The organism is Aeromonas sp. FDAARGOS 1417, from assembly GCF_019046985.1.
Lineage (GTDB): Bacteria > Pseudomonadota > Gammaproteobacteria > Enterobacterales > Aeromonadaceae > Aeromonas > Aeromonas veronii.
Genome location: NZ_CP077221.1, coordinates 2,212,992 through 2,233,767, shown reverse-complemented (window position 1 = coordinate 2,233,767; position 20,776 = coordinate 2,212,992). Strand labels below are relative to the sequence as shown.

Here is a 20,776-nt window from a genome sequence, read left to right as displayed (position 1 = left end):
TCCCCTCTCTCTATATTGGCTTTGCCGACAATGCCGGTTTGCACGCCGCCAGCATCATCATGGCTCTGGCTGCCCTGCGACAAGACAGGAGGGGCCGCTGCCGGAGAGGTGCGGCTGAAGATGAGTGCGGATCTCCTGCAGGGTGCGCTGGTACTGCTGGGCATGTTGATCGAGAAACGCGGGGCTGTGCTTGAGGCGCCGCTCCAGGGTATCGACCAGCAGCGCCACCCTGGGAGCGGCCATACCCGCAGGCCAGCAGTGTTGCAGCAGCTCCAGCAGTTGCCAGGCATCGCCCGGCAGGGCGGGGAACTCCTCCAGCAGCTGCAAGCCCGCTTGCAGGGCTGTCTGATACTGGCTGGCCTGCATCGCCTTGTGGCGTAGCTGGCGCAGTTCGCCCAGCCGCTGCTCTCTCGCCGTCAGGCGCTGGCCCAGCTCGGCCACCAGATGGTGGAACAGCTGGCGGGTCAGCGGGTGGGGCGCCACCCTGACGCGGTAGTGGGTCAGCTGGGTCAGGTAGCGCTGGGCGTGGTGGGGCAAACCGCAGAACTGGCTGACCGCAAAGCCGAGCAGCAGGGTGAGGTGGTTGTCGCTCCCCTCATCCGGCTGGTGGTGGGCAATCAGGATCAGCGCCTCGTCAAAGCGGTAATCCAGCCCCAGCATCAACGCCTGCAGCAGCTCATATTCGTGGGGTTGCAGGTGGACGGTGCGCTTGAGGTGCTCCCACTCCTGTTGCAGGGAGCGGATCCGGTTGCCGGAGGGGGCGTGCCACAGCACCGCCAGACTGGCATTGAGCATGAAGCTGTCGATGGCGAGCCGGACGCGCTGCTCGCCGAAGTGGCGCAGGGTCAGGCTGTTGGCCTGTTCCAGCACCTTCTCCTCATCTTGCAGCACCAGCCCGAGCAACATCGCCAGCTGGTGCCAGCGTGGCTGATGGGGGCGGATCTGCAGCAGCTCTCCCATGGTCTCCCACGCCGCCAGCCAGTGATGCTGATGCAGCTGGCTGGCGAGTTGCAGCTCCAGCCGGGTGGCCATCGAGACGCTGGCATGATGGCGCTGCAAGTCGGTCTGGGCGCTTTGTAATTTGCCGAGCCCCAGCATGGCGTAGAAGAGCCCGGCCCTTGGCCAGCTCGCCTGATACTCGTTGGCACAGAGGGCATAGTGCTGGGCGGCAGTGATCCGCTCGGTCGATTGCAGCAGCAGGTAGCCCTTGAGCCGATCCAGCCAAGGGGTCAGCGAGCGATTCTCCCGTTGAAACAGCAAGTCTTCACAGAGGGCGGTAGCCAGTTGCCACTCCCGCAGCAGAATGGGGGCGGCCAGCGTGCGGGTCAGGTTGCTTAACTTCACCAGCTGGCCGAGCACCGCGGTGAGCTGCTGGGTCATGAAGGGAAGAGCCAGATAGAGGGAGAAGTAGAGATCCGAGGGGAGAAACTCCTGCTCGCTCTGATCGGCATCGAGTAGCAGCAATACGCAACCGGGTTGCAGCAGGCCGAGATAGTGCGCTTCGTGCAGCAGCCGGGCTCCGTCAAGATCCTGCTGCTTGTCCTGCTGACAGATGATGGCGTCGAAGGCGTGCTGTTGCAGTAGGGCCAGCAGGCCACTGCGCTCGTGGTTTGGATGGCTGTGGTAGTGGATCCGGTCGGCGGGCACCCCCTGTTCGGTCAGTTCCCGGGTGATGGCGCTACGGAGCAGGGGATCCTCTTCGAGCAGCAGTATCGTCATGCAGGTACTTCCTGTGAGCAAACCATTAGGTTGATTATGGTAGACCCAAGAGGAACATAGGCACAGCACTCGCTGAGTGAAAAGCTGACAGTAGCCAGCAGGGGGCTGGAGGACGCACTATGGGCTGTTATTTCAATCGGTTATGCCATCTCTCAGTGCTGCAACCTGTTATTGCCGAGGGCGGGCCTGTGCCCCGAAGGGGCAGTCGCTCTGGCGGATCAGCCGCGACCCCTTGCCCTGTTCCCCCAGCCAGTTTAATTCCAGCTTGCCGAGGCGGCCCAGATGACGCAGCTCGAACTCGTAGCGCTGGCAGAGGTTGTCCTGGGGCAGGCTCGCCATCCCCGCTGGCAGTCGGTATTGATAGTGAAGGAGTGGCCCATCTTCCAGCTTGCTGGCCACCGGCACCAGCCCCTCTGGGGTGGGCTGCGGCGCCCCGAGTGCGCGGCGCAAACTGAGCGGCGCATCGATCGCCTTTTGATAGTGCAAGCCGTTCATGGCCGCCAGTTCCTCTTCCAGTCGTTGCAACTCCCCTTCCAGTCCATTGAGCGCGGCCCCCAGCTGCTGGTGGGTCGTTGACGAGGCGCAGCCACCCAACAACAGGGTGGCAAGCAACAGGGCGGCTCTGATGGGGGGCACGGCATCTCCTTGGCTATGACGATGAAGCGTGAAGGTCAGGTCGGCTGGCCCTGACTATAGCAGGGGATTGCTGGGGGGCGTCCCCTGCAGCAGTTGGGCCAGACGGGCCAGCCCTTCGCCGACCCGGGCGTCGGTGGCGGGTTGGCTCAGGCTCAGGCGCACCCCTTGCGGAGCGGCAAACTGACCGGCGGCGAAGTGTTCCCCGCTCGCCACGCCAACGTCAAGGGCGTCGGCGGCGGCAGCAAACTGCTGGCTGCGCCAGGGCTCCGGCAGCGGCAGCCAGGCGTGCATGCTGCCCGGCTGCCAGCGGGCGGCGGGCAGCAGGTGGCGCAGCAGTTCGCCACGGCGTTTGAGGATCTCTCGCTGCTGCTCGACCAGCGGCATGATCTGGCGCTGACTGACCATTTTGCAGGCCAGTTCGATCAGCAGCGGGCTCACCATCCAGCTCGACAGCCGCATGGTCTGGGCGAAGGCGCTGCGCAGGGCAGGGGGCGTCAGCACGAAGCCGACCCGCAGGCCGCCGCAGGCGATCTTGGCCAGACTGCCCAGATAGATGACCCGCTCCGGCGCCAGATTGACCAGAGGGATCACAGGTTGCTGGGGCAGCAGGCCGTTGACGTCATCCTCGATGATCAGCAGATCGTGGCGACGGGCGATGGCGACGATGGCCTCCCGCCGCGCCAGACTCATGATAGCGGTGGTGGGGTTTTGCAGGGTCGGGGTGAGGTATAGCAGCTTGGCCCGGCGGGTGCGGCAGGCGGCGTCCAGCGCCTCGGGCAGCAGCCCCTCCTCGTCCATCGCCAGCCCCACCACCTGATTCTTCAGCTGGCGAGCGTTACCCAGCATACCGGGGTAGCTCAGCCCCTCGCACAGGATGGTCTCCCCCACGCAGCCGGTCGCCAGCAGCGCCAGCATGATGCCGTGCTGGGCGCCGTGGCTGAACAGCAGGCGCTCCTCACAGCAGGCCACCCCTTGCTCCGCCAGCCAGTTGACGAACTGCTGGCGCTGATCCGGTCGTCCCGCCTCCTTGTCGTAGCCGAGCAGGGCGTTGAGATCCCCGTCCGCCACTTCCCCCAACATGGGGCGAATGACGGCCGCCCGATCCAGCTGCACCGGCAGGTTTTGCCACAGCTCGATGCGGTGCCCCTCCTCCTGGCGGATCACCCACTCATTGGCGGGATCCGTGTTCGCTCCCTTGACCCAGGTGCCGTGCCCCACCCGGGCGGCCAGCAGGCCGCGCCGCTCCGCCTCGCTGTAGGCGCGGGTGACGGTGCCGACGGTGACACCCAGACGATCCGCCAGGGATCGGTGGGTAGGCAATCGGGTCTGCGTTGGCAGCTCGCCATTCGCGATCCCCTGTTCGATCGCTTTGACCAGCTTGAGGTAGAGGGGGCCATCGAAGGCCGTAAGGTCGGGTGTCCAGATTGTCATGGTGACAATAAATCCATTGATCAAAATTTGTTGTCAATATAGCGTGAATTTCAACCTGATAACAACCAAATAGCACGCATTGTATCGATACAATGTGGCGAGCAAGGAGTCACAATATGACGATGGAGTGGTATGTCACCCTGTTCGGTTTTGCCGTACTCACCTGCGGTACGCCGGGGCCCAACAACCTGATGTTGACGGCCTCCGGTGCCAACTTCGGGGTGCGTCGCACCCTGCCACATCTGCTCGGGGTGGGGCTGGGGCAGCCGGTGTTGCAACTGGTGCTGGCGCTGGGGCTCTATCCGCTGTTCGAGCGCTGGCCCCTGCTACGGCTCGGTTTGCAGATCTTCGGCAGCCTCTATCTGCTGTGGCTGGCGTGGCGTATCGCGGTGGCCGGGGCGCCGGGGGATCCGGCCCGGAGGGCCCGTCCGCTAACCATGCTGGAGGGGCTGGGCTTTCAGTTCCTCAATCCCAAGGCGTGGATGATGGGGATCTCCGCCATCAGTCTGTTCAGCCTGCCCGGCGCCAGTTACTGGCCGAGTCAGCTGGCGGTGATGGTCATGTTTGTGCTGGTGGCCCTGCCGGTCTGCTTTGTCTGGGTACTGTTCGGCCATCAGCTGAGCAACTGGATAAGCTCGGATCGGGGCTGGCGGCGACTCAACGGCTCCCTCGGTCTGCTGACGGCGCTCTGCGTGGTGATGCTCTGGTATTGAGCCGTGTTGCGCTGATGGGGGAGGTAGCCGAGAAAGAGGCATTTCTGACTTGTCGCCACGGGGTCGGCTCTGCATATTAGAAGGCTTTCCCCATAACGGGGGCGTTGCATCGACAAGAGGTTGAGATGGATCTGAACTGGTTACTGCCCCTGGCGGGGTTTGCCCTGGTTACCTGCGGCACGCCGGGGCCCAACAATATGTTGCTCACCAGCGCCGGGGCGGCGCAGGGTTTTCGCCGCACGATTCCCCTGCTGGTTGGGGTGGTCGGGGGGATCAATCTGATGATCCTCGCTACCGCGCTGGGGCTTGGCGTGGTGTTCGAGAAGGTGCCGCTGCTGCACGACGGCCTCAAGCTTATCGGCTCGGCGTATCTGCTCTGGCTGGCGTGGAAGGTGGCGACGGCCAGCGGCCCAGCCGAGGGCAACCGGCCGCTCATTCCCGCCCATCAGGGGGCTATGCTGCAACTGCTCAACCCCAAGGCGTGGATGATGGCGCTCTCTGCCATCAGCGGTTTCACCCTGGCGGGGGAGGCTTACTGGCCCTCTGCGCTCTGGGTGTTGGTGATCTTCTTTATTACCGGCCTCTACACCGGAGCGTTCTGGGTGTTGTTTGGTGCCCAGGTGCGGCAAATCATTCGCACCGCCCGGGGCTGGCGGCGTTTCAATCTCGGCATGGGGCTGGCGACGGCCGCCTGTGTCGGGATGATCTGGATTTAGCCCGAGGTTGACCCGGGCCTTTACCGGCTGTCTTGTTGGCCCTGCGGGGCCTTTTTTATCTCGCCCGCGTGACCTTGCCTGCAAGGTAGCGTGGTTCTGCCCTCCCTTGGGGTGAAAGGAGTTCATATGAAATGTATCGGTCTGCTGGGTGGCATGAGCTGGGAGTCCACCGTCAGTTACTATCAGGCGCTCAATCGCGGGGTGCGTGCGCAGCTTGGCGGTTTGCACTCGGCGCGGGTGCTGCTCAATAGCGTCGACTTTGCCGGTATCGAGCGGTTGCAGCATGCCGGTGACTGGCCCGCTACCGCCCGTCTGCTGGCGGCGGAGGCGCGCAAGTTGCAGGATGGCGGTGCCGATTTCTTGCTGATCGGCACCAACACCATGCACAAGGTCGCCCCCGAGATTGAGGCGGCCATCAATATCCCGCTGCTCCATATCGCCGATGCCACTGCGGCCAAATTGCGGGCGGACGGGATAACCCGGGTCGGCCTGCTCGGCACCCGCTTCACCATGGAGCAGGATTTTTACAAGGGGCGCTTGCAGGAGCGCTTCGGGTTGGCGGTGCTGGTACCCGATGAGGCCGGGCGGGAGCGGGTACACAGGATCATCTATGACGAGCTCTGTCTGGGGGAGATCCGCGAATCGTCGCGGGCCGAGTATTTGGCCATTATCGAGGGGCTGGCGGCCGCGGGTGCCGAGGCGGTGATCCTCGGTTGTACCGAGATTGCCCTGCTGGTGGGGGATGCCCGGGCGGCGGTGCCGCTCTACGACACCACTGCCATCCATGCCGAAGCGGCGGTCGCGCTGGCACTGGCATCCGATTAATAAACTGGTCAGATCTCACTATTCATGCTTGTCTCATACCCCTTGCCATAAAAGCGTGTAAAATTGCGCCCTGAATTTTCCCCGGCCAACGCGGGTTGGCTGCGGTTTCCTAGCATGCAAGGCTGACATTGTGACTGAAGTAGATAGATTCGCGGATATTCGCCCCTACCGCGATGAAGAAGTGCCGGCAGCCATCGAACGGCTGATCCAGGATGATGAATTTATCGGCGCCATCGCCAAGTATCGTTTCGGTTCCCTGATGAGCTGGCTGGGTTGGGCCATTCGCCCGCTGATCCGCCTGTTCCTGCGCCGCAAATGGTCAAAAGTGACCACAGTGCATCAGGTCCAGATGGGGGTCACCCGGTACATGTCCCGCATGATCGCCACCTCCACCAAGGGGGTGACCTTCTCCGGGATCGAGCATCTGAAAAAAGAGCAGGGCTATCTGTTTGTCTCCAACCACAGAGACATCGCCATGGACCCGGCGTTTGTTAACTGGGGGCTGCACACCCACGGTTTCGATACCGTGCGTATCGCCATCGGTGACAACCTGCTGCGCAAACCCTGCGCCACCGAGCTGATGAAGCTCAACAAGAGCTTTATCGTCAAACGCTCCGCCAAGGGGCCGCGAGAGATGATGAAGGCGCTCGGTGAGCTGTCTGCCTATATTGGCAACTCGGTTCACGAAGGTCACTCCATCTGGATCGCCCAGAAGGAAGGGCGCGCCAAGAATGGCGATGACAAGACAGATCCCGCCATCCTCAAGATGTTTTACGTTGACGGCAAGAAGCAGAAGATCGACTTCGTCGACTACATGCGCAGCCTCAATATCGTGCCGGTCAGCATCAGCTACGAGCTGGATCCGACCGACAAGGCGAAGGCGCGCGAGCTCTACGAGAAGTCGGTCAACGGCAGCTACGAGAAAGGCGAGTTCGAGGATATCGAGAGTATCGTCGCCGGTATCGTCGGCATGAAGGGGCGGGTACACGTCTCCTTCGGCGCGCCGATCACCGAAGGCTTCAGCGATCCGGACGAACTGGCCGCGCTGATCGACAAGGCGATCTGGAGCAGCTACCACCTCTTCCCCAGCAACTATCTGGCGGCCGATGTTTCCGGCAAGGCCAATACCATCGAACAGGCTGCCTTCCTGACCCGTCAGTCAGAGGTGCCGGAAGAGCACAAGGCGATCTGGCGTGCCATGTACGCCAAACCGGTGGAAAACGCCAAAAAGGCTTGAATGAAACCGGTAGCTAAACGGTTTTGCGAAAAAAACGGGCGCTGATGCGCCCGTTTTTGCGTCTGGTCAAAGTCGAGGGGGAAAGGGTGGTGAATAATATGGTTTCAGCTGGTACGATCACTATGAAAATGGGATTATGTCTCTTGGCAAGGTGCTGACGAGTGTGTAACAGTGCCCATATAGCTGAACATGAGCAAAAGCTCTAAACCGGTTTGCACGGATTGCAGACGGCATTATTGAAGGACCTGTCACAGGTCCTTTTTCGTTGGCTGGCAAAGATGCCGCGCAGATATACCTAACAGGAAGATGCTCGCACCATGATCACCGGTAGCCTGAACACGTTGCAGCGTACGCCGCTGCCTGCCCCGCTGGATCGCATCATGGTCGAGGTGGTCAAAAGCGTTGCCCTTTGGCGTGAGGCGCCCCTTGGCAAGACCGAGATCGATGGCCTGAACCTGTTCTGTCTGGTGAGCGAGGATCTGACCGAGCCAGCCGCGGATCGCCGTGGCGAGTTCCATCAGCAGTATCTCGATATCCAGTTGCTGCTGCGCGGTGAAGAGTGGATAGGTGTGGGCCCCCACGACTACGTGAGCGACGGCGCCGACCATCCCCATCCCGACCTCTGGTTTGTCGATGACGAGCAGACCAGCTATCTGGCGCTGCAACCGGGCGATTTCGCCATCTTCTGGCCGGGCGAGCTGCACCGCCCGCTCTGTGCCTTCAACCAGCCCGCCAAGGTGAAGAAGCTGGTGGTCAAGGTACACAAGGATCTGCTGGCTATCGCCTGAGCACTCCCATTGAGGCGAGCCCTGCGCAGCTGATGCGTTGAGACTCGCAAGCATTGAAACCAGTGATACGCACCACAAGTTGCGATGACTCTTTCAAGAGCAAGCATTGAAACCAGTGATACGCACCACAAGCTGCGATCACTCTTTCAAGAGCAAGAATTGAAAAATTGGACGCACCCTCCTGCGACCATAAGCCCCCGGCAGGGGAATCCCATCCTCTTTTGGATGACACGACACTGTCGGCATAAAGCCGAAGCACAGGAAGATGTAGAAAATGAGCAAGTTGGTATTGATCCTTAACTGCGGTAGCTCTTCCCTGAAATTTGCCGTAATGGACGCCGAAACAGGTGAGGACATGCTGTCCGGCCTGGCCGAATGCTTCAATCTGGATGATGCACGTATCAAATGGAAACTCCACGGGGTCAAGGGCGAAGCCATGCTGGGAGCGGGTGCCGCTCACCAGGAGGCCCTCGACCATATCGTGGGTCACATCCTGCCGCAGGATCCGACTCTTGCCGAGCAACTGGTGGCCATCGGTCACCGAATCGTACACGGTGGCGAGCAGTTCTCCCGCTCCGTGCGTATTGATGACGGCGTGATCGCCGGTATCGAAGCCGCTATTCCGTTCGCCCCGCTGCACAACCCGGCGCACCTCATCGGTATTCGCGCCGCGCTGAAAGTGTTCCCGCAGCTGTCCGAGAAGAACGTGGCCGTCTTCGACACCGCCTTCCACCAGACCCTGCCGCAAGAGGCCTACCTCTATGCGCTGCCGCACAAGCTCTACCGCGAACACGGCATCCGTCGTTACGGTGCCCACGGTACTTCTCACCGCTACATCGCGGAAGAAGCCGCGAAAGAGCTGGGCAAGCCGTTGAATGAACTGAACATCATCAACTGCCACCTGGGTAACGGTGCCTCTGTCTGCGCCATCAAGAACGGCGAATCCGTTGACACCTCCATGGGTCTGACTCCGCTGGAAGGTCTGGCGATGGGTACCCGCTCCGGTGATATCGATCCGGCCGTGGTCTTCTTCATGCACGACCAGCTCGGTTACAGCGTGGAGCAGATCAACAACACCCTGACCCGAGAGTCCGGTCTGCTGGGGATGACCGAAGCGAGCAGCGACTGCCGCTACGTCACCACCAACTACGCCACCGACGCCGGTGCCAAGCGTGCGCTGGATGTCTTCACCTACCGTGTGGCCAAGTATGTCGGCGCCTATGCCGCTGCGATGGACGGTCGTCTGGACGCCGTGGTCTTCACCGGCGGTATCGGTGAGAACGCCGCCATGGTGCGCGAGATGGTGCTGAACCGTCTGGCCCTGTTCGGCTTCAAGGTGGACAAAGAGGCCAACAACGCTGCCGTACTGGGTGGCGAAGGTCGCATCACCACCGCCGACAGCCGTTGCGCCATGGTGATCCCGACCAACGAAGAGCTGGTCATCGCCCGCGATGCCCTGAGTCTGGTCTGCTAAGTCAGCCTCGCTTTGAAACAACGCCCGGCCTGTGCCGGGCGTTGTCATTTATGGCGTACGCCGATTTGACATGGGGGAGGGGAGCGGTACCCTGACCACCACTGTTTTTGCAGCCAGCGGGCTGCCCGGTTCGGGAGAGAGCAATGAAAGAGGCGTTTTTTAACTGGTTGTCGGGCCTTGGGGTGGAAGTGACCAGCATGATGGCGCTGGTGATCGCGCTGGGCTTTATCGTCATCACCTCGTTGCTGCTGCACATGGCGCTGCACCGGGTACTGCTGGTCCGGCTGGTGGGGATCCTCGGCAAGGCCAAACAGGTGTGGCTGCCGCCCCAGCTGCAACAGCGCCTCTTCAACCGGCTCGCCTTCGTGCTGCAGGGGGCCGTGCTGCTCGGTCAGGCGGAGATCTGGCTGCCCCGTCAATCGGACAGCCTCAAGCTTATCGAGATGGTGGCCCAGCTCTGGATCTTGCTGTTCCTGCTGCTGGCCTTCTTCGCCCTGCTCGACTGCCTGTTGTCGGTGAGCCGTTACACCCGCCTTGGTCGGGATTTGCCCCTGCGCGGCATCTTCCAGGGGGCCAAGCTGGTAGGCAGCATTCTGGTGGGCATCCTGATGATCGCCCTGCTGCTCGGCAAGTCGCCGCTGTTCCTGTTCAGCGGTCTGGGTGCCATGACCGCAGTGCTGATGCTGGTGTTCAAGGACCCCATCCTCGGGCTGGTGGCGGGGATCCAGCTCTCCGCCAACCGGATGCTGAGTGTCGGTGACTGGCTGCAGATGGACAAGTACGGCGCCGATGGCGAGGTGACCGACATCGGCCTCACCACGGTCAAGGTGTCGAACTGGGACAAGACCATCACCACCATTCCCACCTATGCCCTGATCTCCGACTCTTTCAAGAACTGGCAGGGGATGACCGAGTCGGGCGGCCGCCGCATCAAGCGCAGCGTCAATATCGACATGACCAGTGTGCGCTTTCTGACGGCCGAGGAGCAGTTGCAGCTCAAGCAGGCGCAACTGTTAGCTCCCTATCTCAGTCGCAAGGAGCAGGAGCTGAGCGCTTACAACCAGCAGCTGAGCGATGCATTGAGTTGTCCCATCAACGGTCGTCACCTCACCAACCTCGGCACCCTGCGCGCCTATCTGGATGCCTACCTGCGTGCCCACCCCGGCATTCGCAAGGACATGACTCTGATGGTGCGTCAGCTGGCACCCACGTCAGACGGTCTGCCGCTGGAAATTTACTGCTTTACCGCGACCACCGCATGGGCCGATTACGAAGGGATCCAGGCCGATATTTTCGACCATATCTTCGCCATCATTGAGCAATTTCATCTGCGGTTGCATCAATCTCCCACAGGTTACGATATGCGTGCCTGGCAACGGGGATAAACAGGGAAACCGGGCGGGTCGGGGACGCGGAAAAATCCGCATATTAATCATCGACCCGTCGCCACTTGTCAGTTGAAATTTGCCGTGCAGAGGAGAAAAATGGCGGCCTTCTCTTCGCGCCCCTGATCCCCTCTTGATCAGCTGCCAGCCCAGAGACGTCACTTCAAGTCATCATCATGGGAAAGTTATGAAGCTCCTTCGCAATAGTGTGGCAACACTCTGCTACAGCCTGCTGCTGACCGCTGCGCCGGTTTTCGCTGTTGAATATGCTCTGCCTGCGGCCAACAGCCGTCTGGTAGGGGAAAATCTGGAATACGTGGTTCCGGCCGAAGAGAACGGCCAGCCGCTGGAGGCCATTGCGGCCAAATTCCAGCTGGGGCTCACCAACATGACCGAAGCCAACCCCGATGCGGATCCCCTGCTGGTACAGACCGGCGAGAAGCTGGTGATCCCCCAGCAATTGATCCTGCCGGATGCACCCCGTGAAGGGATCGTGCTGAACGTGGCCGAGATGCGCCTCTACTACTACCCCAAGGGTAAAAAAGTGGTGGAAGTGCTGCCCATCGGCATCGGCCAGCTCGGCACCGACACCCCGGAAAACTGGGTGACCAGCGTGCAGCGCAAGAAAGCGGGCCCGACCTGGACCCCGACCGCCAAGATGCATGCCGAATATGCCGCCCGTGGCGAGAGCCTGCCTGCGGTCTGGCCGGCCGGCCCGGACAACCCCATGGGTCTGTTTGCCCTCTACATCGGCAAGATGTACGCCATCCACGGTACCAATGCCAACTTCGGTATCGGCCTGCGGGTGAGCCACGGTTGCGTACGTCTGCGCAACGACGACATCGCCTACCTGTTCAAGCAGGTACCGGTCGGTACTCGCGTCCAGTTCGTCAACCAGCCGATCATGGCCTCTCTCGAGCCCAACGGTGTCCGCTATCTGGAAGTGCACCAGCCGTTGTCGCGCAGCGAAGAGGAGTTCAACTCCAAGCTGCCGGCACCGCTGCCGATGACCCCGGCGGTGACCCGCTTCATTGCCCACGCCGACAGCGACTCCCAACTGGTGAAGCAGGCGCTGGAGCAGCGCAACGGCATGCCGATGGCGATCAACCGCTAACGGCAAATCCCCGTCACGACAAAGGGCGAACAGCATGCTGTTCGCCCTTTGTGTTTCTGCTGTGCTGACTCAGCTTCGTAGCAGATTTGCCTGCAGCTCGCTACCGAGCTGGTCGAGCAGCTGATAGCGCGCCTTGTAGCTGGCCCGCTTGCGGGAGGGGATCTCCTCCAGCGTCTTGCGGGGCACCTCCAGCGGCAGGCTCATCCAGAGTTCATCCTGCACGCTGCCCTGATGCTCCTGCCACAAGCCGTCGAGATCGAACTTGACCCGATCGGCGGTGCGCTTGCTGCTCTGATAGACGTGGCTTTGGGTGCGGATCCCGAGCAGGCTTTTGCACGCCAACCCCCGGGCAAGCTCGGCGGCCATATAGACCAGCAGGGACATGGGGCGCAGCCCGCCGCACGCCTTGGTGACCTGCTTGATCTCCTCGCTCTGCCCCTTGCCGCCCTGCAGCGAGCAGATCTCGAGGGTCGGGTTCGGCGCGGGGCGCAGATTGAGGGCCATGTAATAGAGCGCAGCGTCACCCAGCTTGAGGGTCAGGCTCATCTCTCCCTCTTTGCCCATGTGGGTTTGGTAATCCAGTTGCAGAGTGAGGGGGGCCGTCAGCTTGTCGCTCTGCCACTGGGCCAGCAGCAGGCCGCGCCCGCTGTAGATTGCCAGTTGTTGCGCCTTGGGCAGCTGGCGAGCCAGCTGCTGGTAGTGGCCGCTGATAAGCCCCGCTCGCAAGCGCTTGCGGAGCCCCTTGTGGCGATAGGGGTGGATCGGCTTTTCCAGAATATCGGGGAAGCGGCTGATCGCCTGCGCCAGCAGCGGTTGCTCCTGCTGCTGGCGATAGAGGGCGCGGGCGCCGGGATTGAGCCAGAGACGCCCCACATACTTGGCCCGTCGGATGAGATGACCCGACTCCTCCACCGGGTGAAGGCGGCGGGCGAGGGTTCGCAGGTGTGACAGATGAGATGACATGGTGCCGACCTCTGACTGGTGTGATGAGACAGGGCGGGGAGTGTAGGAGCGGGGCGCTGGCTTGTAAAAAAATGGATAGTAACAAAATGTGAAAACATAACGCTCAATAGCTGCCGTTGCGACGATATGGCCGTCACGGCCACGGCAGGAAATCTGGCGCCATCCTCTTGATGCGGCAGATGATTTGATGCGCAAAGGTTTTTATTGTGTTTTGTGTTTGTTAAAAGTGGTTGAGCTGGCGCGAACGGCTGATTAAGCTAGGCCGGTTTTTTAGGGATGAGCCCGTCACCAGAGCGGGCAGAAAATGACACAAAACGGAGTTTTGCATGACAGCTAGCACACCCATGTTAATCACCTTCCTGGTGTATATCCTCGGAATGGTGTTGATCGGCTTCGTCGCCTATCGCGCCACCCGCAACTTTGATGACTACATTCTGGGCGGCCGCCGGATGGGGAGCTGGGTGACCGCTCTCTCTGCCGGCGCTTCCGACATGAGCGGCTGGTTGCTGATGGGCCTGCCCGGCGCCGTCTTCGTCAGCGGCATCTCCGAGAGCTGGATCGCCATCGGTCTGGTCATCGGCGCCTACCTCAACTGGCGCTGGGTAGCGGGTCGCCTGCGGGTACATACCGAGAAGAACCGCAATGCCCTGACCCTGCCGGACTATTTCACCTATCGCTTTGAAGATCACAGCAAGGTGCTGCGCATCCTCTCGGCGCTGGTGATCCTGCTCTTCTTCACCATCTATTGCGCCTCCGGCGTGGTGGCCGGTGCCCGCTTGTTCGAGAGCACCTTCGGCATGGATTACAACACCGCCCTCTGGGTCGGTGCCGCCGCCACCATCACCTACACCTTCTTCGGCGGCTTCCTCGCGGTGAGCTGGACCGATACGGTGCAGGCAACCCTGATGATCTTCGCCCTGATCCTGACCCCGGTCTTCGTCATCATCGCCGTCGGCGGGGTGGATAGCGCCATGATCGAGGTGGCCGCCAAGAGCGCCACCAACCTCGACATGTTCAAGAATCTGGATGTGATCGCCATTGTCTCGCTGATGGCCTGGGGCCTTGGCTACTTCGGTCAGCCCCACATTCTGGCCCGTTTCATGGCGGCGGATTCCCACCACTCCATGGCCAATGCCCGCCGTATCAGCATGACATGGATGGTGTTCTGCCTCGCTGGTGCGGTGGCCATCGGTTTCTTCGGTCTGGCCTATTTTGCCCGCTTCCCGGAAGTGGCGGCTGGAGTGACCGGCAACCCGGAGCGGGTCTTTATCGAGCTCTCCAAAATCCTGTTCAACCCCTGGATCGCCGGTGTGCTGCTCTCCGCCATTCTGGCGGCGGTGATGAGCACTCTAAGTTGTCAATTACTGGTCTGCTCCAGCGCAATCACAGAGGATCTCTACAAACCCTTCCTGCGCAAGAACGCCTCCCAGCGTGAGCTGGTGTGGGTGGGTCGCCTGATGGTGCTGCTGATCGCGGTGATTGCCATCGCTGTTGCCATGAATCCGGAAAACCGGGTGCTGGGGCTGGTGAGCTACGCCTGGGCCGGTTTCGGTGCCGCCTTTGGTCCCGTGGTGCTGCTCTCGGTGCTGTGGCCGCGAATGACCCGCAACGGCGCGCTGGCGGGCATGCTGGTCGGTGCCATCACCGTCATCGTCTGGAAGCAGTTCGGCTGGCTGGGACTGTATGAGATTATTCCGGGCTTCCTGTTCGCACTGCTGGCCATCGTGGTGGGCAGTCTGCTGGGCGAAGCGCCCTCAAAAGCGATGCTGGAGCGTTTCCGCGATGCCGAGGAGGAGTACAACACTCCGGCCGAGAGCGCGGGAGAGCCGGTCGCGGTGAACTGATCCCCCTTACCGCTTTCTGATTGAGAGCCCCGCCCCCGGACAAGGAGCGCCCTGGTTGGCCATCCTTGCACCGGTTTGGCGGGGCTTTGTGCTATCTGATTCACTCTTGGGCACTTTTTTATGTTCGGCCGGTGGCTCCCGGGTGCTCGCTTTCTTTTGTCTTGGCACCGAATATGGGACACTAGGCCGCCTGAAGGAGACCTAGTGCATGCGGCTATTCACCCTGATCCTGATCCTCCTGCTGGGGGGACTGCAATATGACCTCTGGCTGGGGAAGAACGGGCTATCCGATTATCAGAACCTGTCGGAGGCCATCTCGCAGCAACAGCGGGACAACCAGACTCTCAAGGATCGTAACGACCTCATTTACCGCGAGATAGATGATCTCACCTCTGGCCTCGAGGCCATCGAGGAGTTGTCGCGCAACGATCTGGGTTACATCAAGCAGGGGGAGACCTTCTACCGGATCATCCCCAAAGAGAAAGACAAAGAGACAGCGCCGGACGATGAGCCCTACGATGACTGATGCCAGCCGGGTATCCGGCCTGACGGCGATCGTCCCTGCCGCCGGTATCGGCAGCCGAATGGGGGCCGATTGCCCCAAGCAGTACCTGCAACTGGCGGGTAAAACCATTCTCGAACATACCCTGGAGCGGCTGCTCTCCCACCCGGCCATCGCCCAGGTGATCGTGGCGCTTGCGCCCCATGACCACTGGTTCGAGGCCCTACCCGTGGCGGCCGACCCGCGAATTGTGCGGGTAGAGGGAGGCGCCGAGCGCGCCTTCTCCGTCCTCAATGGTCTCCATGTGGCGCAAGGGGAGTGGGTGCTGGTGCACGATGCGGCCCGCCCCTGCCTGACTCACGGCGATCTCGATGCGCTGATTGCCGCGGCCATGAACTGCGGCGGTGCCATTCTCGGCAGTCGGGTGCGCGATACCATGAAACGCTCCGATGGGGAGGGCAATATCATCGCTACCGTCGAGCGCGAGGAGCTCTGGCATGCCCTGACGCCGCAGATGTTCCCGACCCGTGCCCTGAAGCGGGCGCTGGAAGAGGGGTTGCTGCTGGGCGCCACCATCACCGACGAGGCCTCCGCCATGGAGCGGGCCGGATTCACGGTGCGGATGGTGGAGGGGCGCGCCGACAATATCAAAGTGACTCGGCCGGAAGACTTGTCGCTGGCGGGGCTGTTTTTAAGCCAGCAGGCATAAGCCCCTCAGTCAGAACAGACCGTTCAGAGTAGAGCGTCTCGAACAAACAGACCCGAACAAGGAGTTAGCATGATCCGGATTGGACATGGTGTGGACGTACACAAAATTGATGGGGTTGGTTTCAGCATGTTGGGAGGTTGCCGCTGATGATGCGCATTGGTCATGGTTTTGATGTTCATAAATTTGGTGGTGTTGGCCCCTGCATGCTGGGTGGCGTGCCGGTTCCCTACGAGCAGGGGCTGGTTGCCCACTCTGACGGCGATGTGGTGCTGCACGCGGTGAGCGATGCCCTGCTGGGGGCCATCGGTGCCGGTGACATCGGTCGCCACTTCCCCGATACCGCTGCCGAGTTCAAGGGGATCGACAGTCGCATTCTGCTGCGTGATGTCTTTGCCCGGGTACAGAAGGCGGGGTATGCCATCGGCAACCTGGATGTGACCATCATCGCCCAAGCCCCCAAAATGGCGCCCCATATCGACGCCATGTGCGCCGTGCTGGCCGCCGATCTGCAATGTGATTTGAACCGGGTGAACGTCAAGGCGACCACCACCGAACAGCTTGGGTTTACGGGGCGCAAGGAAGGGATCGCCACCGAAGCCGTCGTCCTACTGGTGAAACAATAATGCTGGAACAACTTGCCTATCTGCACGGGGCGCCTACTGCCCGCGGTATCCTCAAGGCCGAGGCCGCCGATTTCGTGGTCAATGAAGATCTCGGGTTTGAGCCTTGCGGTGAAGGGGAACACATCTTTGTCCGTGTGCGCAAAACCGGCGAGAACACCGCCTGGGTGGCGGGTCTGCTGGCCGATGCGGCCGGGGTCAACCGCAATGCGGTGACCTGGGCGGGCCTGAAAGATCGTCACGCGGTGACCGAGCAGTGGTTTGGTATTCATCTGCCGGGCAAGGCCGAGCCGGACTTGTCTGTCATCGAGAGCGACAGCATCCAGATCCTGCAAGCCAGGCGTCACAACCGCAAATTGCGGGTCGGCTACCTCAAGGGCAACCATTTCACCCTGCGTCTCACCGGTCTGGAACAAGCCGACGGGCTGGAAGCGCGCCTGCAGGCCATCGCCACTCAGGGCGTACCCAATTACTATGGTGAGCAGCGTTTTGGCCGCGATGGCAACAACCTGGAAGCGGCCAAGGCGATGTTTGCCGGCAAGCGGATCAAGGATCGCAACAAACGCTCTCTCTACCTTTCTGCCGCCCGCAGCATGCTGTTCAACGCCATTGTCAGCGCCCGTATCGAGCAGGGGCTGGCCCATCAGCTGCTGGCCGGTGATTGCGTGATGCTCAAGGGCAGCCACTCCATCTTCAGCGAAGAGAGCGTGACCCCCGAGCTGGAAGCGCGTCTTGCCTCCGGCGACGTGCAGCTCACCGCGCCCCAGTGGGGCCGTGGCCGCTTGGCCAGTCAGGGCGCCGCTGCCGAGTTCGAACAGGGCGTGCTGGCCCCTTACAGCGATTGGTGTGACGGGCTGGAGAAAGCCGGGCTGGATCAGGATCGCCGCCCCCTGCTGCTCAAGCCGGAGCAGATGAGCTGGCAGCTGGACGGCGAGGCGCTGATCCTCTCCTTCTTCCTGCCGGCGGGCGCGTTTGCCACCAGCGTGGTGCGCGAGTTAATGCAGGCCGAAGAGGCCGATCACGGTTTCAGGAATCAGACCGATGCGAATTCTGGTCAGTAATGATGATGGTGTGCATGCCGAGGGCATTCGTGCCCTCAGCGAGGCGCTGCGCGCCTGCGGCGAGGTCATTGTGGTGGCGCCGGATCGCAACCGCAGCGGCGCGAGTCACTCCCTGACGCTGGAAGTACCGCTGCGGGTTACCCGCATTGCAGAAAACGGCTTTAATGGGTGCGAGAGCTATGCGGTGAAGGGCACGCCGACCGACTGCGTGCATCTGGCGGTCAACGAGCTGGTGCGTCCTGAACCCGACATGGTGGTGGCCGGCATCAACCACGGTGCCAACCTGGGGGATGATGTCATCTACTCGGGCACGGTCGCCGCGGCCACCGAGGGGCGCCATCTTGGCTATCCCTCCATCGCCATCTCGCTAGTGGGCAAGACCCACTTCGCCACGGCGGCCCACTATGCGGCCCTGCTGGTGAAGGGGCTGATGAAACACCCCCTGCCTGCCGATCAGATCCTCAACGTCAACGTGCCGGACTTGCCCCTCGAGCAGATCAAGGGGATCAAGACCACCCGCCTTGGCAATCGCCACCGGGCGGAGTCGGTGATCTGCACCGACGATCCCCGTGGCCAGCCCATCTACTGGATCGGCCCCCCCGGCAGCCAGCAGGATGCCGGTGAAGGCACCGATTTTGCTGCCATCGAGCAGGGCTATGTCTCGATTACCCCCCTGACCATCGATATGACTGCCTATGACAGTCTCGCCGGTCTGGGGGCCTGGTTAGATCTGCAGGGATGAGGGTGGTGTGATAGTACAGCGCCTGTTAAATCAGCTCATTGCGCAGGATATTCGCGATTTTCGCGTGCTGGCGACCATCGCGAAAGTGCCGCGCCAGCTGTTTGTGGACGAGGCCATGGCGCACAAGGCGTGGGACAACACCGCCCTGCCCATTGGCCACGGCCAGACCATTTCGCAGCCCTACATGGTGGCGCGAATGACCGAGTTGCTGATGCAAAACAATCCGGCCCATGTGCTGGAGATTGGCACTGGCTCGGGCTACCAGACGGCGATCCTCGCCCATCTGGTGGAGCATGTTTATACCGTGGAGCGGATCAAGTCGCTGCAGTTCCAGGCCAGACGCCGACTGCGCCAGCTCGATCTGCACAATGTCTCGGCCAAGCACGGCAACGGCTGGCTGGGGTGGCCCAACAAGGGGCCTTATGACGCCATTCTGGTGACAGCCGCGGCGAGCGAGATCCCGACGGCGCTCACCGATCAGCTGGCCGAAGGGGGCCGACTGGTGTTGCCCGTGGGTGACAGCCAGCAGACCCTGCAGCTGATCGAACGATCCGGATCCCAGCTGACCAGCCGTATTCTGGAGCCGGTACGTTTTGTTCCCCTGATTGACGGAGATGTTGAGTGAAGTTGTTTTCCCGTTTGTACGTACTGGTGATGCAGTGGGCTCGCCACAAGCATGCCCCCTGGTATCTCTCCATCACCGCTTTCATCGAGTCGGTATTCTGGCCGATCCCGGTGGACGTGATGTTGGCACCGATGGCGCTCGCCAAGCCCCACAAGGCGTGGCACTACGCCACGCTGGCTACCGTCTTCTCTGTGCTGGGCGCCCTGTTTGGCTATGCCCTTGGCTATGCGCTATGGGATCCGGTGGTGCTGCCACTGGTGGAGTCTGTGGGTTATCAGGACAAGATCGAAATCGCTCGCAACTGGTTTGAGCAGTGGGGGATCTGGGTCATTTTCATTGCCAGCTTCACCCCTATCCCCTACAAGGTGTTTACCGTGACGGCAGGGTTGTTGCAAATGGCTCTGCTGCCCTTCATCATCACCTCCCTCATCGGTCGTGGCATGCGCTTTTTCCTAGTTGCGGGCCTGATGCGTTGGGGTGGCGAGAAGATGGAACGCAAACTGATGCACTACGTAGATGTGCTCGGTTGGCTCTGTATTGGTCTGGCCGTGGTGGCCTATTTCTGGTTTAGTCGTTAAGGATCCATTATGCGTTCGCGTATTTGGCAAGGAAGCAGTGTCGTGGTGTTGTCATGGCTGCTGCTTGCCTGCTCCTCCAGTAAAAATGCAGCTCCGGTAGATGGTGTTGATGAGGGGCAGTTTGTCTCGACCATTCCGGCTCGCCAAAGCGGTGCCCAGGTCAGCGCCCCCATTCAGGGCGGCAGCTATGTGGTGAAGCGGGGCGATACCCTCTACTCCATTGCTTTCAACTCCGGCAACGACGTGCCGTCGCTGGCCAGCCTCAACAACATCAGCCCGCCCTACAACATCTATCCGGGGCAGCGACTGCGACTCGATGGTTCCAGCGCCAGCATGAGCAGCAGCCGCAGTGCAGGTACCTATGAGGTGCGCCGCGGCGATACCCTGAGCAGCATCGGCCGCCAGTTTGGCATGACGCCGCAGGCGCTGGCCCAGAGCAACAACCTGAGCGCCCCCTATGCGCTGCAACCGGGTCAGGTGCTCAATGTCCAGACCGCAGGCGGCGGTTCGACCCAGATGGTGGCTGCGACTCGTCCGGCAACCGTGACGCCGGTGGCCGTGAGCCGTCCGAGCAGCGGTCCGCGTCCGTTGGCCGAGCCGAGTGGATCTGGTCAGACCACGCCGTTCATCTCTCAGAAATCCGTTGCTCCGGCAGCACCGAAGGAATACGCTCAGGTCAAAGAACAAAAAACAAACAACCCCCAGTCGAGACTTGCTTGGCACTGGCCCGCAAAAGGCCGGATCGTCGAGGGGTTCTCTGTTGCAGAACAGGGTAACAAGGGGATCGACATAGCCGGCCAGAAGGGGCAACCCGTCTACGCCGCCAGCAGCGGTAAAGTGGTATACGCTGGCAGTGCTTTAAGGGGGTACGGCAAGCTGATTATCCTCAAGCATGATGATGACTATCTCTCCGCTTACGCACACAACGACGAGTTGCGGGTGAAGGAAGGGGACAGCGTCAAGGGGGGCTCGGTCATTGCCAACATGGGTAGCACGGACGCGCCGGATGTGCGATTGCATTTCGAGATCCGGTACAGAGGCAAGTCGATCAATCCGATGAGCTATTTGCCAAAGCGTTAACCCCAGAGAGACCG

General features: G+C 61.4%; 21 protein-coding genes. 17 read left to right on the top strand and 4 right to left on the bottom strand.

The genetic code is table 11. The features are described from left to right. Positions 1–57: 57 nt before the first annotated feature. From I6L47_RS10010 to I6L47_RS10000, 3 genes are all read right to left on the bottom strand, one after another. Positions 58–1,719: a hypothetical protein gene (locus tag I6L47_RS10010; RefSeq protein WP_216949247.1), complete on the bottom strand. Its 1,662-nt coding sequence runs from the start codon at positions 1,717–1,719 to the stop codon at positions 58–60. A 168-nt stretch (positions 1,720–1,887) separates the two neighbouring features. Then, entirely contained in the window at positions 1,888–2,355 is a 468-nt protein-coding gene (locus I6L47_RS10005) for a hypothetical protein (protein ID WP_216949246.1), read from the bottom strand. A gap of 54 nt (positions 2,356–2,409) precedes the next feature. Beyond that, positions 2,410–3,786, bottom strand: a complete 1,377-nt coding sequence (locus I6L47_RS10000) for a PLP-dependent aminotransferase family protein (RefSeq protein WP_216949245.1) — start codon at positions 3,784–3,786, stop codon at positions 2,410–2,412. 116 nt (positions 3,787–3,902) lie between these two features. Between I6L47_RS10000 and I6L47_RS09995 the strand changes: the two genes are divergently transcribed. The 8 genes from I6L47_RS09995 (at position 3,903) to I6L47_RS09960 (ending at position 12,038) form a co-directional block, all read left to right on the top strand. Beyond that, positions 3,903–4,499, top strand: coding sequence for a LysE family translocator (locus I6L47_RS09995; protein WP_100645168.1), 597 nt, complete (start codon positions 3,903–3,905; stop codon positions 4,497–4,499). Positions 4,500–4,624: 125 nt separating this feature from the next. Then, positions 4,625–5,215, top strand: a complete 591-nt coding sequence (locus I6L47_RS09990) for a LysE family translocator (protein ID WP_005335534.1) — start codon at positions 4,625–4,627, stop codon at positions 5,213–5,215. Between the two features lie 126 nt (positions 5,216–5,341). Then, positions 5,342–6,040, top strand: coding sequence for an aspartate/glutamate racemase family protein (locus tag I6L47_RS09985; protein WP_216949244.1), 699 nt, complete (start codon positions 5,342–5,344; stop codon positions 6,038–6,040). 130 nt (positions 6,041–6,170) lie between these two features. Continuing rightward, positions 6,171–7,277, top strand: coding sequence for a 1-acyl-sn-glycerol-3-phosphate acyltransferase (locus I6L47_RS09980; RefSeq protein WP_005335527.1), 1,107 nt, complete (start codon positions 6,171–6,173; stop codon positions 7,275–7,277). 317 nt (positions 7,278–7,594) lie between these two features. Then, complete coding sequence (locus I6L47_RS09975) at positions 7,595–8,065, top strand: YhcH/YjgK/YiaL family protein (protein ID WP_216949243.1); 471 nt, start codon at positions 7,595–7,597, stop codon at positions 8,063–8,065. Positions 8,066–8,339: 274 nt separating this feature from the next. Next, complete coding sequence (locus tag I6L47_RS09970) at positions 8,340–9,539, top strand: acetate kinase (RefSeq protein ID WP_216949242.1); 1,200 nt, start codon at positions 8,340–8,342, stop codon at positions 9,537–9,539. Between the two features lie 143 nt (positions 9,540–9,682). Further along, a complete protein-coding gene (locus I6L47_RS09965; protein ID WP_101529604.1) occupies positions 9,683–10,924 on the top strand; it encodes a mechanosensitive ion channel family protein in 1,242 nt (413 codons plus the stop codon). Between the two features lie 187 nt (positions 10,925–11,111). Next, positions 11,112–12,038, top strand: coding sequence for a L,D-transpeptidase family protein (locus tag I6L47_RS09960; protein WP_216949241.1), 927 nt, complete (start codon positions 11,112–11,114; stop codon positions 12,036–12,038). A gap of 69 nt (positions 12,039–12,107) precedes the next feature. Here the strand turns inward: I6L47_RS09960 and I6L47_RS09955 are convergent, their stop codons facing one another. After that, the gene (locus I6L47_RS09955; protein ID WP_100652902.1) at positions 12,108–13,001 is read right to left on the bottom strand and encodes a DUF535 family protein; all 894 of its coding nucleotides are present in this window, start codon (positions 12,999–13,001) and stop codon (positions 12,108–12,110) included. 326 nt (positions 13,002–13,327) lie between these two features. Between I6L47_RS09955 and putP the strand changes: the two genes are divergently transcribed. The 9 genes from putP (at position 13,328) to I6L47_RS09910 (ending at position 20,762) form a co-directional block, all read left to right on the top strand. Continuing rightward, a complete protein-coding gene (gene putP / locus I6L47_RS09950) occupies positions 13,328–14,845 on the top strand; it encodes a sodium/proline symporter PutP (protein WP_005354514.1) in 1,518 nt (505 codons plus the stop codon). Positions 14,846–15,053: 208 nt separating this feature from the next. After that, positions 15,054–15,371, top strand: a complete 318-nt coding sequence (ftsB, locus tag I6L47_RS09945) for a cell division protein FtsB (RefSeq protein WP_005335520.1) — start codon at positions 15,054–15,056, stop codon at positions 15,369–15,371. Beyond that, entirely contained in the window at positions 15,364–16,056 is a 693-nt protein-coding gene (ispD, locus tag I6L47_RS09940) for a 2-C-methyl-D-erythritol 4-phosphate cytidylyltransferase (protein ID WP_216949240.1), read from the top strand. Before ftsB ends, ispD begins: the two co-directional genes overlap by 8 nt. A gap of 146 nt (positions 16,057–16,202) precedes the next feature. Then, the gene (gene ispF, locus I6L47_RS09935; RefSeq protein WP_005335518.1) at positions 16,203–16,679 is read left to right on the top strand and encodes a 2-C-methyl-D-erythritol 2,4-cyclodiphosphate synthase; all 477 of its coding nucleotides are present in this window, start codon (positions 16,203–16,205) and stop codon (positions 16,677–16,679) included. Then, a complete protein-coding gene (truD, locus tag I6L47_RS09930; protein WP_216949239.1) occupies positions 16,679–17,737 on the top strand; it encodes a tRNA pseudouridine(13) synthase TruD in 1,059 nt (352 codons plus the stop codon). Before ispF ends, truD begins: the two co-directional genes overlap by 1 nt. Next, positions 17,718–18,479 carry a 5'/3'-nucleotidase SurE gene (gene surE, locus I6L47_RS09925; protein ID WP_216949238.1) on the top strand — a complete coding sequence of 254 codons (762 nt, stop codon included), beginning with the start codon at positions 17,718–17,720 and terminating at the stop codon, positions 18,477–18,479. Before truD ends, surE begins: the two co-directional genes overlap by 20 nt. Before the next feature lie 7 nt (positions 18,480–18,486). Next, complete coding sequence (locus I6L47_RS09920; RefSeq protein ID WP_005335507.1) at positions 18,487–19,104, top strand: protein-L-isoaspartate(D-aspartate) O-methyltransferase; 618 nt, start codon at positions 18,487–18,489, stop codon at positions 19,102–19,104. Next, a complete protein-coding gene (locus I6L47_RS09915) occupies positions 19,101–19,682 on the top strand; it encodes a YqaA family protein (protein WP_005354505.1) in 582 nt (193 codons plus the stop codon). Before I6L47_RS09920 ends, I6L47_RS09915 begins: the two co-directional genes overlap by 4 nt. Positions 19,683–19,691: 9 nt before the next feature. Continuing rightward, positions 19,692–20,762, top strand: coding sequence for a LysM peptidoglycan-binding domain-containing protein (locus I6L47_RS09910; RefSeq protein WP_216949237.1), 1,071 nt, complete (start codon positions 19,692–19,694; stop codon positions 20,760–20,762). Positions 20,763–20,776 lie beyond the last annotated feature (14 nt).